The organism is Cellulomonas sp. JZ18, assembly GCF_009720485.1.
Taxonomy (GTDB): Bacteria; Actinomycetota; Actinomycetes; order Actinomycetales; family Cellulomonadaceae; genus Cellulomonas.
In genome coordinates, this window is sequence record NZ_CP045245.1 from 1821901 (window position 1) to 1836590 (window position 14690).

13 protein-coding genes are annotated in these 14690 nt (G+C 73.7%); 9 read left to right on the forward strand and 4 right to left on the reverse strand.

Annotated elements, in window-relative coordinates:
* Positions 1 to 39: 39 nt before the first annotated feature.
* The 9 genes from uvrC (at position 40) to GC089_RS08320 (ending at position 9356) form a co-directional block, all read left to right on the forward strand.
* On the forward strand, positions 40 to 2184 hold the full coding sequence (gene uvrC / locus GC089_RS08280) for an excinuclease ABC subunit UvrC (RefSeq protein WP_155377292.1): 2145 nt from the start codon (positions 40 to 42) through the stop codon (positions 2182 to 2184).
* The gene (rapZ, locus tag GC089_RS08285) at positions 2181 to 3122 is read left to right on the forward strand and encodes an RNase adapter RapZ (protein ID WP_155377293.1); all 942 of its coding nucleotides are present in this window, start codon (positions 2181 to 2183) and stop codon (positions 3120 to 3122) included. Before uvrC ends, rapZ begins: the two co-directional genes overlap by 4 nt.
* Positions 3119 to 4114 carry a uridine diphosphate-N-acetylglucosamine-binding protein YvcK gene (gene yvcK, locus GC089_RS08290; RefSeq protein ID WP_196250868.1) on the forward strand — a complete coding sequence of 332 codons (996 nt, stop codon included), beginning with the start codon at positions 3119 to 3121 and terminating at the stop codon, positions 4112 to 4114. The genes rapZ and yvcK overlap by 4 nt, the downstream gene beginning before the upstream one ends.
* A 68-nt stretch (positions 4115 to 4182) precedes the next feature.
* Positions 4183 to 5163 (forward strand): DNA-binding protein WhiA, encoded by a 981-nt coding sequence (whiA, locus tag GC089_RS08295; protein WP_155377295.1) that lies wholly within the window; start codon positions 4183 to 4185, stop codon positions 5161 to 5163.
* Positions 5164 to 5418: 255 nt separating this feature from the next.
* Positions 5419 to 6423 carry a type I glyceraldehyde-3-phosphate dehydrogenase gene (gap, locus tag GC089_RS08300; RefSeq protein WP_155377296.1) on the forward strand — a complete coding sequence of 335 codons (1005 nt, stop codon included), beginning with the start codon at positions 5419 to 5421 and terminating at the stop codon, positions 6421 to 6423.
* A 168-nt stretch (positions 6424 to 6591) separates the two neighbouring features.
* Positions 6592 to 7791 carry a phosphoglycerate kinase gene (gene pgk / locus GC089_RS08305; RefSeq protein WP_155377297.1) on the forward strand — a complete coding sequence of 400 codons (1200 nt, stop codon included), beginning with the start codon at positions 6592 to 6594 and terminating at the stop codon, positions 7789 to 7791.
* A gap of 27 nt (positions 7792 to 7818) precedes the next feature.
* Complete coding sequence (gene tpiA / locus GC089_RS08310; RefSeq protein WP_370514107.1) at positions 7819 to 8589, forward strand: triose-phosphate isomerase; 771 nt, start codon at positions 7819 to 7821, stop codon at positions 8587 to 8589.
* Between the two features lie 161 nt (positions 8590 to 8750).
* Positions 8751 to 8996: a preprotein translocase subunit SecG gene (gene secG / locus GC089_RS08315; protein ID WP_155377299.1), complete on the forward strand. Its 246-nt coding sequence runs from the start codon at positions 8751 to 8753 to the stop codon at positions 8994 to 8996.
* A gap of 12 nt (positions 8997 to 9008) precedes the next feature.
* A complete protein-coding gene (locus tag GC089_RS08320) occupies positions 9009 to 9356 on the forward strand; it encodes an RNA polymerase-binding protein RbpA (protein ID WP_155377300.1) in 348 nt (115 codons plus the stop codon).
* Between the two features lie 129 nt (positions 9357 to 9485).
* Here the strand turns inward: GC089_RS08320 and pgl are convergent, their stop codons facing one another.
* The 4 genes from pgl to tal all read right to left on the reverse strand — a co-directional run bounded on the left by pgl (position 9486) and on the right by tal (position 14632).
* Positions 9486 to 10967 (reverse strand): 6-phosphogluconolactonase, encoded by a 1482-nt coding sequence (gene pgl / locus GC089_RS20025; RefSeq protein ID WP_155377301.1) that lies wholly within the window; start codon positions 10965 to 10967, stop codon positions 9486 to 9488.
* Positions 10968 to 11052: 85 nt separating this feature from the next.
* On the reverse strand, positions 11053 to 11970 hold the full coding sequence (opcA, locus tag GC089_RS08330) for a glucose-6-phosphate dehydrogenase assembly protein OpcA (protein ID WP_155377302.1): 918 nt from the start codon (positions 11968 to 11970) through the stop codon (positions 11053 to 11055).
* Positions 11967 to 13508, reverse strand: a complete 1542-nt coding sequence (zwf, locus tag GC089_RS08335) for a glucose-6-phosphate dehydrogenase (protein ID WP_155377303.1) — start codon at positions 13506 to 13508, stop codon at positions 11967 to 11969. Before zwf ends, opcA begins: the two co-directional genes overlap by 4 nt.
* Positions 13505 to 14632, reverse strand: a complete 1128-nt coding sequence (gene tal / locus GC089_RS08340; protein WP_155377304.1) for a transaldolase — start codon at positions 14630 to 14632, stop codon at positions 13505 to 13507. The genes zwf and tal overlap by 4 nt, the downstream gene beginning before the upstream one ends.
* Positions 14633 to 14690 lie beyond the last annotated feature (58 nt).

A 14690-nucleotide genomic window follows, 5' to 3' on the forward strand; every position in this document is an offset into this window, starting at 1 on the left:
CGACGGGTCCTGTCGGACGGGCGAACTAGGCTCGAACGCATGGCCGATCCCGCCACCTACCGCCCCGCGCCGGGGGAGATCCCCGACGCGCCCGGGGTGTACCGGTTCCGTGACGAGCACGGCCGCGTCGTCTACGTCGGCAAGGCGAAGAGCCTGCGCAACCGGCTGAACAGCTACTTCCAGGACATCGCCCACCTGCACCCGCGCACGCAGCAGATGGTGACCACCGCGGCGTCCGTGCAGTGGACGGTCGTCGGCACGGAGGTCGAGGCGCTCGCGCTCGAGTACTCCTGGATCAAGGAGTTCGACCCCCGGTTCAACGTCAAGTACCGCGACGACAAGTCCTACCCGTACCTCGCGGTCACGATGGCCGAGGAGGTGCCCCGGGTGCAGGTCATGCGCGGCGCGAAGCGGGCCGGCACGCGGTACTTCGGTCCGTACGCGCACGCCTGGGCGATCCGCGAGACGGTCGACCTGCTGCTGCGGGTCTTCCCCGTGCGCACGTGCTCGGCCGGGGTGTTCAAGCGCGCGCGCCAGCAGGGGCGCCCCTGCCTGCTGGGCTACATCGACAAGTGCTCGGCGCCCTGCGTCGGGCGGATCTCCACCGAGGACCACCACCAGCTCGCGCAGGACTTCTGCGACTTCATGGCGGGCGACACCGCCCGGTTCACCCGTCGTCTGACGCAGCGGATGAAGGAGGCGGCCGCCGAGCTGGACTTCGAGCGGGCGGCTCGCCTGCGCGACGACATCGCGACGCTGGAGAAGGCGACCGAGCGCAACGCGGTCGTGCTGTCGGACGGCACGGACGCCGACATCTTCGCCATGGCGGGGGACGAGCTCGAGGCGGCCGTGCAGGTGTTCCACGTCCGCGACGGCCGCATCCGCGGTCAGCGCGGCTGGGTCGTCGAGAAGGTCGAGGACCTCGGCGACGAGGAGCTCGTCGAGCACCTGCTCCAGCAGGTGTACGGCGGCGAGGAGGGCGCGGGCGGCGCCACGGGCGCCGTCCCGCGCGAGGTGCTGGTGCCCGTGCTGCCGGCCAACCTCGACCAGGTGCAGGCCTGGTTGACCGGTCTGCGGGGGAGCCGCGTGCAGGTGCGCGTGCCGCAGCGCGGGGACAAGGCCGAGCTGGCCCGCACCGTCCTGCGCAACGCGGAGCACGCGCTCGCGCTGCACCGCACCCGGCGCGCCGGCGACCTGACGACGCGCAGCCAGGCCCTGCGCGAGATCCAGGAGGCCCTCGACCTGCCCACCGCGCCGTTGCGCATCGAGTGCTACGACGTGTCGCACAACCAGGGGACGTACCAGTCCGCGTCGATGGTGGTGTTCGAGGACGGGCTCGCGCGCAAGAGCGAGTACCGCCTCTTCAGCGTGCGGGGGGCCGACGGGCAGGGCGCGCGCGACGACACGGCGGCGATGCACGAGGTCATCACCCGGCGCTTCCGGCGCTACCTCACCGAGCGGTCGCAGCTCGGCGACCCCGATCTCGGCGACGGCGAGGACGACGAGGGTCCGCGCAGCGGCGAGGTCGACGCGACGACGGGCAGGCCCGCGCGGTTCGCGTACCCGCCGAACCTCGTCGTCGTGGACGGCGGGCCCCCGCAGGTGGCTGCCGCGGCCGCGGCGCTCGCCGAGCTCGGCGTGGACGACGTCGCGCTGTGCGGCCTGGCGAAGCGGCTCGAGGAGGTCTGGCTGCCCGGCGAGGAGTACCCCGTGATCCTGCAGCGCAGCTCGGAGGGCCTGTACCTCCTCCAGCGCGTGCGCGACGAGGCCCACCGGTTCGCCATCTCGGCGCACCGCAAGCGGCGCAGCAAGGGCATGACGGCGTCCGTGCTCGACGACGTCCCCGGGCTCGGCCCGGCCCGCAAGGCGGCGCTGCTGCGCCACTTCGGGTCGGTGAAGCGGCTGCGGGCGGCGTCGGCGGAGGAGATCGCCACGGTGCCGGGCATGGGCGCGCGGACGGCGGAGGCGGTCGTCGCGGCGCTCGGTGGCGGGACCGGCGACACGGTCGACGGCACGGGCACGGGCACGGGCACGGGCACGGGCGCGGGGCGCGACGCGCCGGCCGTCGCCCCGGAGCCGGCGCAGCCCGGCAGCGTGGCGGACGACGTCGAGGACGGCGCCGCGACCGTGACCGGCGGGTCCCCGGAGCCGACGGTCGGCCGGGCTGGCATCCTGGGCGCATGAGCGAGCCGTCGCCCATCACCGTCCCGTCCGGCATCCCGGCGCTCGAGGCCGCGGCCGAGGCGCCCGTCCTCGACCAGCCGCAGGTGCTCGTGATCACCGGCATGTCCGGGGCGGGGCGCACACGCGCCGCGGCGGTCCTCGAGGACCTCGGCTGGTACGTCGTCGACAACCTGCCCGCCCAGATGCTCACGCACCTCGTGGGGATGCTCACGAGCGGGCCCGTCGGTTCGGGTGCGCGGCGCCTCGCGGCCGTCATCGACGTGCGGGGGCGGGAGTACTTCGCCGCGCTGAGCGGGGTCCTCGACCAGCTGCGCGGCGGGGGCGTGGACGTGCGGGTGCTGTTCCTCGAGTCCTCGGACGAGGTGCTCGTGCGCCGGTTCGAGCAGGTGCGCCGCCCGCACCCGCTGCAGGGGGAGGGTCGCATCCTCGACGGCATCGCGCTCGAGCGGTCGCTGCTCACCGAGCTGCGCGAGCAGGCGGACGTGGTCATCGACACGTCCGAGCTCAACGTGCACGACCTGGCGCGCGAGGTGCGCGCCGCGGTCAGCGGGCCGGGTGAGGACGTCCTGCACGTGTCGGTGCTCTCGTTCGGGTTCAAGTACGGCCTGCCGCTCGACGCCGACCACGTGGTGGACGTGCGCTTCCTGTCCAACCCGTACTGGATCACCGAGCTGCGGCACCTCTCGGGCCGCGACGCGCCCGTGCGCGACTACGTGCTGGGCCTGCCGGGCGCGGTCGCGTTCGTCGAGCGGTACGTGGACGCGCTCGAGCCGGTCCTCGCCGGCTACCTGCAGGAGGAGAAGCGCTACGTGACGATCGCCGTGGGCTGCACGGGTGGCAAGCACCGCTCGGTCGCGATGAGCGAGGCCCTCGCGGCGCGGCTGCGCGAGCGGGGACACCGGGTCCACGTCACGGCGCGGGACCTGGGCAAGGAGTGACCGGCGCGGTGCCCCCGCGGCGTCGTGACCCGGCACGACCGGCCGTCGTCGCACTCGGCGGCGGACACGGGCTGTCCGCGTCGCTGTCGGCCCTGCGCCTCATGACCGACCGGATCACCGCGGTCGTGACGGTCGCCGACGACGGCGGGTCGTCCGGACGGCTCCGCGACGAGCTCGACGTCCTGCCGCCCGGCGACCTGCGGATGGCCCTGTCGGCACTCACCGACGACTCGGACTGGGGCAGGACGTGGCGCGACCTGCTGCAGCACCGCTTCACGTCCGACGGGCCGCTGGACCGCCACGCCGTGGGGAACCTGCTCATCGTGGCGCTCTGGGAGCTGCTGGGGGACACCGTCGGCGGGCTCGACCTGGTGGGCCAGCTGCTCGGCGCGCGCGGCCGGGTCCTGCCCATGGCCTCGGTGCCGCTGCGCATCGAGGCGGACGTGCGCCGCCCCGGCGGTGCGCTCGAGGTCGTCGTCGGGCAGAGCCAGGTGGCGCGCACGGTCGACCCGATCGAGCAGGTGCGGCTGCACCCGGCCACGCCCCCGGCGTGCGAGGAGGCGGTCGCGGCCGTGCGAGCCGCGGACTGGGTCGTGCTCGGCCCGGGCTCCTGGTACACGTCGGTGCTCCCGCACCTGCTGGTGCCGGAGCTGCGCGCCGCGCTCCTCGAGACGCACGCGCGCATCGTCGTCATCCTCAACCTCAGTCCCGAGGAGGGGGAGACGGCGGGCATGCGGCCCGCGGACCACCTCGACGTGCTGCGCGCGCACGCCCCCGAGCTGCCCCTGCACGCCGTGGTCGCCGACCCGGCCTCGGTCGACGACGTCTCCGCCCTGGCGGACCGCTGCGCGGAGCTGGGGAGCCGTCTGCTGGTGCGGCAGGTCAGCCGGGGCGACCAGCGGGACGCGCACGACCCGCTGCGCCTCGCCGCGGCCCTGCGGGACGTCGTGGAGGGCTACCTGGGTGACGTGGGGACGCGCGCATCCGGGTGACGCACGGCGGCACCGCCGACCTGCCAAGGGCGCCACGGACACGTGTCCGGCAATGGCAGGATGACCGCATGGCGTTGACGGCACAGGTGAAGGACGAGCTGGCCCGCCTCAAGGTGGACAAGGTCTCGTGCCGCAAGGCGGAGATCTCGGCGACCCTCCGGTTCGCGGGCGGCCTGCACATCATCTCCGGTCGGATCGTCATCGAGGCGGAGCTCGACACCGGGATCGCCGCGCGTCGCCTGCGGCAGGCGATCGCCGAGGTGTACGGGCACGAGAGCGACATCATCGTCGTGTCGGGCGGTGGCCTGCGCCGCGGCTCCCGCTACGTCGTGCGCGTGGTCAAGGACGGCGAGTCCCTCGCACGGCAGACCGGCCTGCTGGACAACCGCGGGCGCCCGGTGCGCGGCCTGCCGCCCCAGGTCGTCTCCGCGGGCCTCGGCGAGGCGGAGGCCGCCTGGCGCGGCGCGTTCCTCGCGCACGGCTCGCTCACGGAGCCGGGCCGCTCGTCCGCCCTCGAGGTGACGTGCCCCGGTCCGGAGGCGGCGCTCGCGCTCGTCGGCGCGGCCCGGCGGATCGGCGTCGCGGCGAAGGCGCGCGACGTGCGCGGCGTCGACCGCGTCGTGATCCGGGACGGCGACGCGATCGGGGCGATGCTCGCGCGCCTGGGCGCGCACGACACGCTGCTCGTGTGGGAGGAGCGGCGGGTCCGCCGGGAGGTGCGGGGCACCGCCAACCGCCTCGCGAACTTCGACGACGCGAACCTGCGCCGCTCGGCACGCGCCGCGGTCGCGGCCGGTGCGCGCGTCGAGCGGGCGTTCGAGATCCTGGGCGACGACCTGCCCGACCACCTGCGCCAGGCCGGCGAGCTGCGCCTCGCGCACAAGGAGGCGTCCCTCGAGGAGCTCGGCCGCCTCGCGGACCCGCCGCTGACGAAGGACGCCGTGGCGGGTCGGATCCGGCGTCTGCTGGCGACGGCCGACCGCCGCGCCGCCGAGCTGGGCGTGCCGGACACCGAGGCGGGGCTGAGCCCCGAGCTGCTCGACCTGTGACCGGGTCGCGGCCCGTCCCCGGACCGCAGGCGGGCGATCGTCCAGCATGCGAACGGGTGGGGTGCCGGACCAACGTCATGGGCGTGACCTGAGCCACGGGGTATAGGCTCGGGGTCATCCGATCGCAACGCGCGCGCAACACGCTGGGCAACGTCCGGGCGTGACCGCGGGCAGCGACCGGGACGCACAGCGGCGTGCGTGACCGACACCAACTGTGTGCGCCGGGCTCTGCTCGGCGCGTGCCGAGGAGGGCAAGTGACCATCAAGGTCGGCATCAACGGCTTCGGCCGCATCGGGCGCAACTTCTACCGCGCCATCGTGGCGTCGGGGGCCGACATCGAGATCGTCGGGGTCAACGACCTGACGGACAACAAGACCCTGGCCCACCTGCTCAAGTACGACACGGTCCTGGGCCGCTTCCCGCTGAGCGTGGACTTCGACGACGAGAACATCATCGTCGACGGCAAGGCGATCCGTGCGCTCGCCGAGCGCAACCCGGCCGACCTGCCCTGGGGCGAGCTCGGCGCGGACATCGTCATCGAGTCGACCGGCTTCTTCACGGACGCCGAGAAGGCCAAGGCGCACATCGAGGCCGGCGCGAAGAAGGTCATCATCTCCGCGCCCGCCAAGAACGAGGACGGCACGTTCGTCGTCGGCGTGAACCACGAGCAGTACGACGCGGCGACGCAGCACATCATCTCCAACGCGTCCTGCACCACGAACTGCCTCGCGCCGCTCGCCAAGGCCCTCAACGACTCGATCGGCATCGAGCGTGGCCTCATGACGACGATCCACGCCTACACGGGCGACCAGAACCTGCAGGACGGCCCGCACCGCGACCTGCGTCGCGCCCGCGCCGCCGCGCAGAACATCGTCCCGACGTCGACGGGTGCCGCCAAGGCCGTGTCGCTCGTCCTGCCCGAGCTCAAGGGCAAGCTCGACGGCTACGCGCTGCGCGTGCCGACGATCACCGGCTCGGCGACGGACCTCACGTTCACCGCGTCGCGCGAGGTGACGGTCGACGAGGTCAACGCTGCGGTGAAGGCCGCCGCGGAGGGCCCGCTCAAGGGCGTCCTGTCCTACGTCGAGGACGAGATCGTCTCCTCCGACATCGTGACGGACCCGCACCAGAGCATCTTCGACTCCAAGCTCACGAAGGTGATCGGCGACCAGGTGAAGGTCGTCTCCTGGTACGACAACGAGTGGGGCTACTCGAACTCCCTCGTCAAGCTGACGGAGTACGTGGGCGACCGTCTCTGACGACCCCGCGTCCGTAGGCAGTCCATGCGTCCGCGTGCGCCGAGGCCACCGGCCCGGCGCACGCGGACGCTGCCGTGTCCGGGGCCGTCCGCCCCGGTGCCCCCGGCCGCCCGCCGGGGCCGTGCACCTGGCCGCCGGCGACGTCCGGCGGCAGCGAGGTAGGAGACCATGAAGACCATCGACGACCTGGGCGACCTGCGCGGCAAGCGCGTGCTCGTCCGCTCCGACTTCAACGTGCCGCTCGACGGCACGACCATCACCGACGACGGCCGGATCCGTGCCGCCCTGCCGACGCTGCAGGCGCTGCTCGGCAAGGGCGCGCGCGTCGTCGTCGTCGCGCACCTCGGCCGCCCGAAGGGCGCACCGGAGGCGAAGTACTCGCTCGCGCCGGTCGCGGAGCGCCTCGGCGAGCTGCTCGGGCAGCCGGTCGCCCTCGCCGACGACCTCGTGGGGGAGTCCGCGAAGGCGACCGTCGCCGCGCTCGAGGACGGGCAGCTCGCGCTGCTCGAGAACGTGCGCTTCGACGCGCGCGAGACGAGCAAGGACGAGGCCGAGCGCGGCGCGCTGGCCGACGAGCTCGCGTCCCTCGTGGACGCCTACGTGTCCGACGGCTTCGGTGTCGTGCACCGCAAGCAGGCGTCGGTCTACGACGTCGCGCAGCGGCTGCCGCACGCGGTCGGGCAGCTCGTGCTCAAGGAGGTCGAGTCGCTGCGCAAGGCCACGGAGGACCCGGCGCGGCCGTACGTCGTCGTGCTCGGCGGCTCGAAGGTCTCCGACAAGCTCGGGGTCATCGAGAACCTCATCGGCAAGGCGGACCGCCTGCTCATCGGCGGCGGCATGCTGTTCACCTTCCTCGCCGCGCAGGGTCACCGGGTCGGCACGAGCCTGCTCGAGGAGGACCAGGTCGAGACGGTGAAGGGCTACCTCGCCACGGCCGCCGAGCGCGGCGTCGAGATCGTCCTGCCCGTCGACGTCGTCGTCGCGCCCGAGTTCAAGGCGGACGCCCCCGCGACGGTCGTGGACGTCGACGCGATCCCCGCGGACCAGATGGGCCTCGACATCGGCCCGCGTTCCGCGGAGCTGTTCGCGTCGAAGGTCGTGGACGCGAAGACGGTCGTCTGGAACGGCCCGGCGGGCGTGTTCGAGTTCGAGGCGTTCGCGGCCGGCACGCGCGCGGTCGCGCAGGCGCTCGTGGACGCGGGCCGCAACGGCGGCTTCACGATCGTCGGCGGCGGCGACTCGGCGGCCGCGGTGCGCACGCTCGGGTTCGACGAGGCCGACTTCGGCCACATCTCCACCGGCGGCGGTGCGTCGCTGGAGTTCCTCGAGGGCAAGACCCTCCCGGGCATCGCAGTGCTGGAGGACTGAAACGTGGCGCAGAGCCGTACCCCGCTGATGGCGGGCAACTGGAAGATGAACCTGGACCACCACCAGGCGACGCACACCCTGCAGAAGCTGGCGTGGACGCTCAAGGACGCGAAGCACGACTTCGGGTCCGTGGAGGTCGCGATCCTGCCGCCGTTCACCGACCTGCGCAGCGTGCAGACGCTGGTGGACGCCGACAAGCTCGAGATCGTCTACGGCGCGCAGGACGTGTCGGCGCACGAGTCGGGGGCGTACACGGGGGAGATCTCCCCGCTGTTCCTCAGCAAGCTCGGCTGCACGTACGTGGCGGTGGGGCACTCGGAGCGCCGCCAGTACCACCACGAGGACGACGCGGTCGTCAACGCGAAGGTGCAGAGCGCGCTGCGGGCCGGCCTCGTGCCGATCCTGTGCGTCGGCGAGCCGCTCGAGGTCCGCAAGGCCGCCGAGCACGTGCCGCACACGCTGGCCCAGGTCGAGGGCGGTCTCGCGGGCCTGACGGCCGAGCAGGTCGCCGGCCTGGTCATCGCGTACGAGCCGGTCTGGGCGATCGGCACGGGCGAGACGGCGACGCCGGAGGATGCGCAGGAGCTCTGCGGCGCGATCCGCGCGCGCGTGGCCGAGCTGTACGACCAGGCGACCGCCGACGCCGTGCGGCTGCTGTACGGCGGCTCCGTGAAGTCCTCGAACGTCGCGTCGATCATGGCGAAGCCGGACGTGGACGGCGCGCTCGTCGGTGGCGCGAGCCTCGACCCCGAGGAGTTCGCGAAGATCGTCCGGTTCCAGTCCCACCAGGTGGGCTGACCGCAGGACGTCCGGCGCGCCGCGACACGACGCGTCCACGACGCGGGGCGGTGCTGGCTCGCACCGCCCCGCGTCGCCTACCCTGTACCGCGGTCTGCTCGCCGTCGCCAGCCGGCGGCGCGCACCCGACAACGACCACCGAGCTGAGGAAGCCCACCGACGTGACTGCCCTGCGAATCACTCTCCAGGTGCTGCTGGTGCTGACCAGCCTCCTGCTGGTCCCCCTGGTGCTGCTGCACAAGGGCAAGGGCGGCGGCCTGTCCGACATGTTCGGCGGCGGCATCACCGCCAGTGCCGGCTCGTCCGGCGTGGCCGAGCGCAACCTCAACCGCATCACGGTGTCGGTCGCCCTCGTGTGGACGGTCATGATCGTCCTGCTCGGGCTCATCGAGAAGTTCTCGGACTGAGAGGGATCGGACATGGCGAGCGGGAGCGCGATCAGGGGGTCGCGGGTCGGTGCCGGACCCATGGGCGAGGCGGAACGCGGTGACGCGGCGCCGCGCATCTGGATCTCGTACTGGTGCGCGAACGGCCACGAGACCCGGCCGAGCTTCGCGGAGGAGGCGGCTGCCGAGGCCCCCGAGACGTGGGACTGCCCGCGCTGCGGCTTCCCCGCCGGCCAGGACCCGGAGAACCCGCCGGCCCCCAGCAAGAACGAGCCCTACAAGACGCACCTGGCGTACGTGAAGGAGCGGCGCAGCGACGAGGACGGTGCCGCCATCCTCGACGAGGCGCTCGCCGCGCTGCGGGCGCGCCGCGGGCGCTGACGCCGGCCGCCGTCCCCTCGACGCACGGCACCCATCAGCACCGACGAGGCCCCGGGCCCGCTCCTCTGAGCACAGCCCGGGGCCTCGTCGTCCGCACGACGCGTGGTCGCTCCGGCTGGGTCGTGCCGGTCAGCGCACCCGCAGCAGCGCGAACCCGTCGTACCCCTTGACCCCCACCGTCTGCAGCACCGTGGCGTCCACGCGGGGGTCGCGCGCGACCTGGGTCATGAAGGCCCGCACGCCCTGCACGCGCTCGTCGGGGTGGTCCGCGTCGACGACCGCACCGCTGCGGACGACGTTGTCGACGACGATCAGCGTGCCGGGCCGGCTCAGGGACAGCGCCCGGTCGACGTAGGCCGCGAGCTGCTGCTTGTCCGCGTCGACGAAGACGAGGTCGAAGGGCTCCGTACCCTCGTGGACGAGCGCGTCGAGCGTGTCGAGCGCCGGGCCCGTCCGCACCTCGACGCGGTCGCCGACGCCGGCGCCCTCGAGCGACGCGCGTGCGACGGCGGCGTGGGCCTCGGACAGCTCGAGGCTGACGAGCCGGCCGTCCTGGGGGAGCGCCTGCGCGAGCCACCACGTGCTGTAGCCGCCCAGCGTGCCGAGCTCGAGGACGCGCCGCGCCCCGACGGTGCGCGCGAGGATCTCGAGCAGGCGGCCCTGGTTCGGCGCGACGGCGATGTCCGGGAGCCCGGCTTCCGTCGCGGCGGCGGCGACCCCCGCCGCCGCCTCGGGCTCGGCGACGACGTCGGCGACGTACTCGTCGACGCGCGCCCACAGCGAGGTCGCCCCGTCGCCGGCGGTGAGCTCGCCAGGGCGGTTGTCAGACGCGGCTGCCTGCTCGGCGCCGGACGGGAGGTCCTGGGCGGCGGTCACGTCGAGCAGCCACAGCGTGCGCTCGGTGCCGACCGCCCCCGCGGCGGGCGTGCCGCTCGCGTCGTCGCCGCCGAGCGCGCGGGCGACCGCGGGCGCCTTCTCCGCACCGGCGGCGACGAGCCAGACCTCACGGGCCGAGCGGATCACGGGGAACGTGAGCGAGACGCGCTCCGGCGGCGGCTTGGGGGAGTCGAGCTCCGCGACCACGAGGTCGCGCTGCTCGTGCACGGTCTGCTTGCCGGGGAACAGCGACGCGACGTGACCGTCCGGGCCCACGCCGAGCAGGAGCACGTCCGGCACCGGTGCCCGCAGGCCCTCGGGCGCGTGCGCGGCCAGCTCCGCACGGTAGGCGCGCGCGGCGGCCGCGGCGTCCGGGACCTCGGCGGACCGGGCGGGCACGGGGTGGACGTTGCGTGCCGGCAGCGCGTCGCCGAGGGCGTCGAGCAGCGCGTCCCGGGCCTGGGTCTCGTTGCGCTCGGGGTCGCCGTCGGGCAGGAACCGCTCGTCGCCCCACCACAGGTGCACCTGGGACCAGTCCACCGCGTGCCGCGCCGGGCTGGCGGCGACCGCGCGCAGCGTGGCGATGCCGACCGTGCCGCCCGTGAGGACCACGTGCAGCGGGGCACGGTGGGACTGCAGGTCGACGAGACGCGTGAGGAGGCGGGCCGCGGTCGCCGCCGCCAGCACCTCCGCATCCGGGTGGACGACGACGTCGGGGGTGGCGTGGGTGCTCACGGTGGACCCTTCGGTGGGGCGGCAGCGGGCGGACGTGCGGCGCGGGGCCGGACGCCGTGCGGCGTCCGGCCCCGCGCCGCGTCGGTCAGGCGTCGATGCGGGCGAGGCCCTTCTGCAGCACCTCGCCGTACACCTCGTCGGCGTCGAGCCGGCGCAGCTCCTCGACGAGGCACTCGCGCAGCTGCCGGATCGGCAGCGCGATGCGGTGCTCGGGCTGGTCCGGCTGGCGCAGGGCGGCCGTCTTGCCGTCCGGACGGTCGAGCACGATGTCGCCCGACTCGCGCACGAGCCGCACCTGCGTGATCGCCGGCGCACCCGGGACGCGCTCGACCTCGACCGGGCACTCCAGCGCCTCGGCGAGCCACGCGGCCATGAGGTCCACCGACGGGTGGGTGCTCTCGCCGATGACGACCGCGCGCTGGACCGGCTCGAACGGCGGCTGCTCGAGCGTCGCCGCGATGAGCCCGCGCCACAGCGTGGCGCGCGTCCACGCGAGGTCGGTGTCCCCGTCGCGGTAGACCGACGCGAGGCGCCGCAGCGCCGCACCCGCGTTCGCGGTCTGGCTCGTGTCCGTGATGCGGCGCTGGGCCATGCGCCCGAACGGGTGCTCGGACGGGTTCTCGGGCACGTCGTACGGCCACCACGCCACGATCGGCGCGTCGGGCAGCAGCAGCGGCATGACGAGCGTGTCCAAGTGGGACAGCACGCCTCCCGAGGCGCGCAGCACCACGACCTCGCTGGCCCCCGCGTCACCACCGAGGCGGATCTGCGCGTCGAGCACCGTCGAGCGCTCGTGCGGCCGCTCGGTGAGCACGATGATGCGGCACGGGTGCTCGTGGCTGGCCTCGTTGGCGGCCGCGATGGCCTCCTCCGGGTCGTGCGCGCCGACGTCGATGATGAGCGTGAGCACGCGGCCGAGGGCGACCGCGCCGCCCTGCTCGCGCTCGTCGATGAGCCGCTTGTTGATGTCCCGCGTCGTCGTGTCGGGCATGTCGATGATCACGGGAGCCTCCAGGCGCGCCCGTCACGGGCCATCATCTCGTCGGCCGACGCCGGGCCCCAGGTCCCGGCGCGGTACTCGTCGGGCTTGCCCTGCGACGCCCAGAACTCCGTGATCGGGTCGAGGATCTTCCAGGAGAGCTCGACCTCCTCGTGCTGCGGGAACAGCGGCGGGTCGCCGAGCAGCACGTCGAGGATGAGCCGCTCGTACGCCTCGGGCGAGGACTCGGTGAAGGCGTGGCCGTAGCCGAAGTCCATCGTGACGTCCCGGACCTCCATGGCCGTGCCCGGCACCTTGGCACCGAACCGCAAGGTCACGCCCTCGTCGGGCTGCACGCGGATCACGAGCGCGTTCTTGCCGAGCTCCTCGGTCGCCGTGGACTCGAACGGCAGGTGCGGCGCACGCTTGAACACCACCGCGATCTCCGTGACCCGGCGGCCGAGCCGCTTGCCCGTGCGCAGGTAGAACGGCACGCCGGCCCACCGGCGGGTGTCGATGTCCACCCGGATCGCCGCGTAGGTCTCGGTCGTGGAGTCGGGGTTGAAGCCCTCCTCCTCGGCGTAGCCGATGACCTTCTCGCCGCCCTGCCAGCCGGCCGTGTACTGGCCGCGCGCGGTGTGCCGCGCGAGGTCGCGGGGGAGGCGGACCGCGGAGAGGACCTTCGTCTTCTCGGCGCGCAGCGCGGCCGCGTCGAAGGAGACGGGCTCCTCCATCGCGGTGAGCGCGAGCAGCTGCAGCAGGTGGTTCTGGATCACGTCGCGCGCCGCGCCGATGCCGTCGTAGTAGCCGGCGCGGCCGCCGATGCCGATGTCCTCGGCCATCGTGATCTGCACGTGGTCGACGTAGTTGCCGTTCCAGATCGGCTCGAACAGCTGGTTCGCGAACCGCAGCGCGAGCAGGTTCTGGACCGTCTCCTTGCCGAGGTAGTGGTCGATCCGGAAGATGTCGTCCGGTCGGAACACCGAGGACACGATGTCGTTGAGCTCGCGCGCGGACCGCAGGTCGTGCCCGAACGGCTTCTCGATGACGACGCGCCGCCACGTGCCGTCCTGCGGCTGCGAGAGCCCCGAGCGGGCCAGCTGCTTGCAGACGACGGGGAACGAGCTCGGGGGGACCGAGAGGTAGAACGCGTGGTTGCCGCCGGTCCCGCGCGACACGTCGAGCTCCTCGACCGTGTCGCGCAGGCGGTCGAACGCGTCGTCGTCGTCGAACGTCCCCTGCACGAAGCGGATGCCCTCGGCGAGCTGACGCCAAGTCGCCTCGCGGAACGGCGTCCGGGCGTACTGCTTGACCGCGTCGTGGACGACCTGCTCGAAGTCCTGCGTCTCCCAGTCGCGGCGGGCGAAGCCGGTGAGCGCGAAGCCCGGGGGCAGCAGGCCGCGGTTCGTCAGGTCGTACACGGCCGGCATGAGCTTCTTGCGGGCGAGGTCGCCCGTCACGCCGAAGATGACGAGGCCGCTCGGGCCGGCGATGCGGGGCAGCCGGCGGTCACGGGGGTCCCGCAGGGGGTTGTGCCCCGCCTCGACCCGGGCCGGGCTCACTGCTCGCTTCCCGCGGCGGGCGCGGCGTCGCGCAGCCCGTTCTCGACCGTCTCGAGCAGCTCGCCCCACGACGCCTCGAACTTCTCCAGGCCCTCGACCTCGAGCTGCTCGGTCACCTCGTCGATGCGGATGCCGAGCTCACCGAGCCGGTCGAGGAGCGCGGTCGAGGCGTCCTGCAGCCCGGTGACCGTGTCGCCGCGCAGCACGCCGTGGTCGGCCACGGCCTCGAGGGTCTTCCCGGGCATCGTGTTGACGGTCCCGGCGACGACGAGGTCCTCGACGTAGAGCGTGTCGGGGTAGCGCGGGTCCTTGACGCCCGTCGACGCCCACAGGGGCCGCTGCGGCCGGGCGCCCGCCGCGGCGAGGGCCTGCCAGCGCTCGCTCGCCACGAACTCCTGGTACGCGCCGTACGCGACGCGCGCGTTCGCCAGGGCCGCCTTGCCGCGCAGCTCGTCGGCCTCGGCCGTGCCGATCGCGTCGAGGCGGGGGTCGATCGCGGCGTCGACGCGCGAGACGAAGAACGAGGCCACGGACCCGATGGGGTCGAGGTCGATGCCCGCGGCGCGCGCGCGCTCGAGGCCCTCGGCGAACGCGTCGAGGACCGCGCGGTACCGCTCGAGCGAGAAGATCAGGGTCACGTTGACGCTGATGCCCTCGGCGATCGCGGCGGCGATCGCGGGCAGCCCCTCGACCGTCGCGGGGATCTTGATGAACAGGTTCGGCCGGTCGACGGTCGACCAGAGGGTGCGCGCGGAGGCGATCGTGCCCTCGGTGTCCCGCGCGAGGCGCGGGTCGACCTCGAGCGAGACGCGTCCGTCGACACCGTGCGTGGCGTCGTACACCGGTCGCAGGACGTCGCACGCCTCGCGCACGTCGTCGGTGGTGATGCGCGCGACCGCCTCCTCGACGGACGCGCCGGCGGCGGCGAGCTCGCGCAGCTGCTCGTCGTAGGCGTCGCCCTTGGCGAGGGCCGAGGCGAAGATCGTCGGGTTGGTGGTCACACCGACGACGCCGCGCTCGAGCAGCCGGGCCAGGTCGCCCGAGCGGATGAGCTCGCGCGACAGGTCGTCGAGCCAGACGGCGACGCCGGCCTCGCGCAGCTGGTGGAGGGTGGTGCTGGCCATGGTCGTTCCCCTTCGTCCCACGACGGATGCGTGCGCGTGCGGCGCGGCGGGCCGTGCT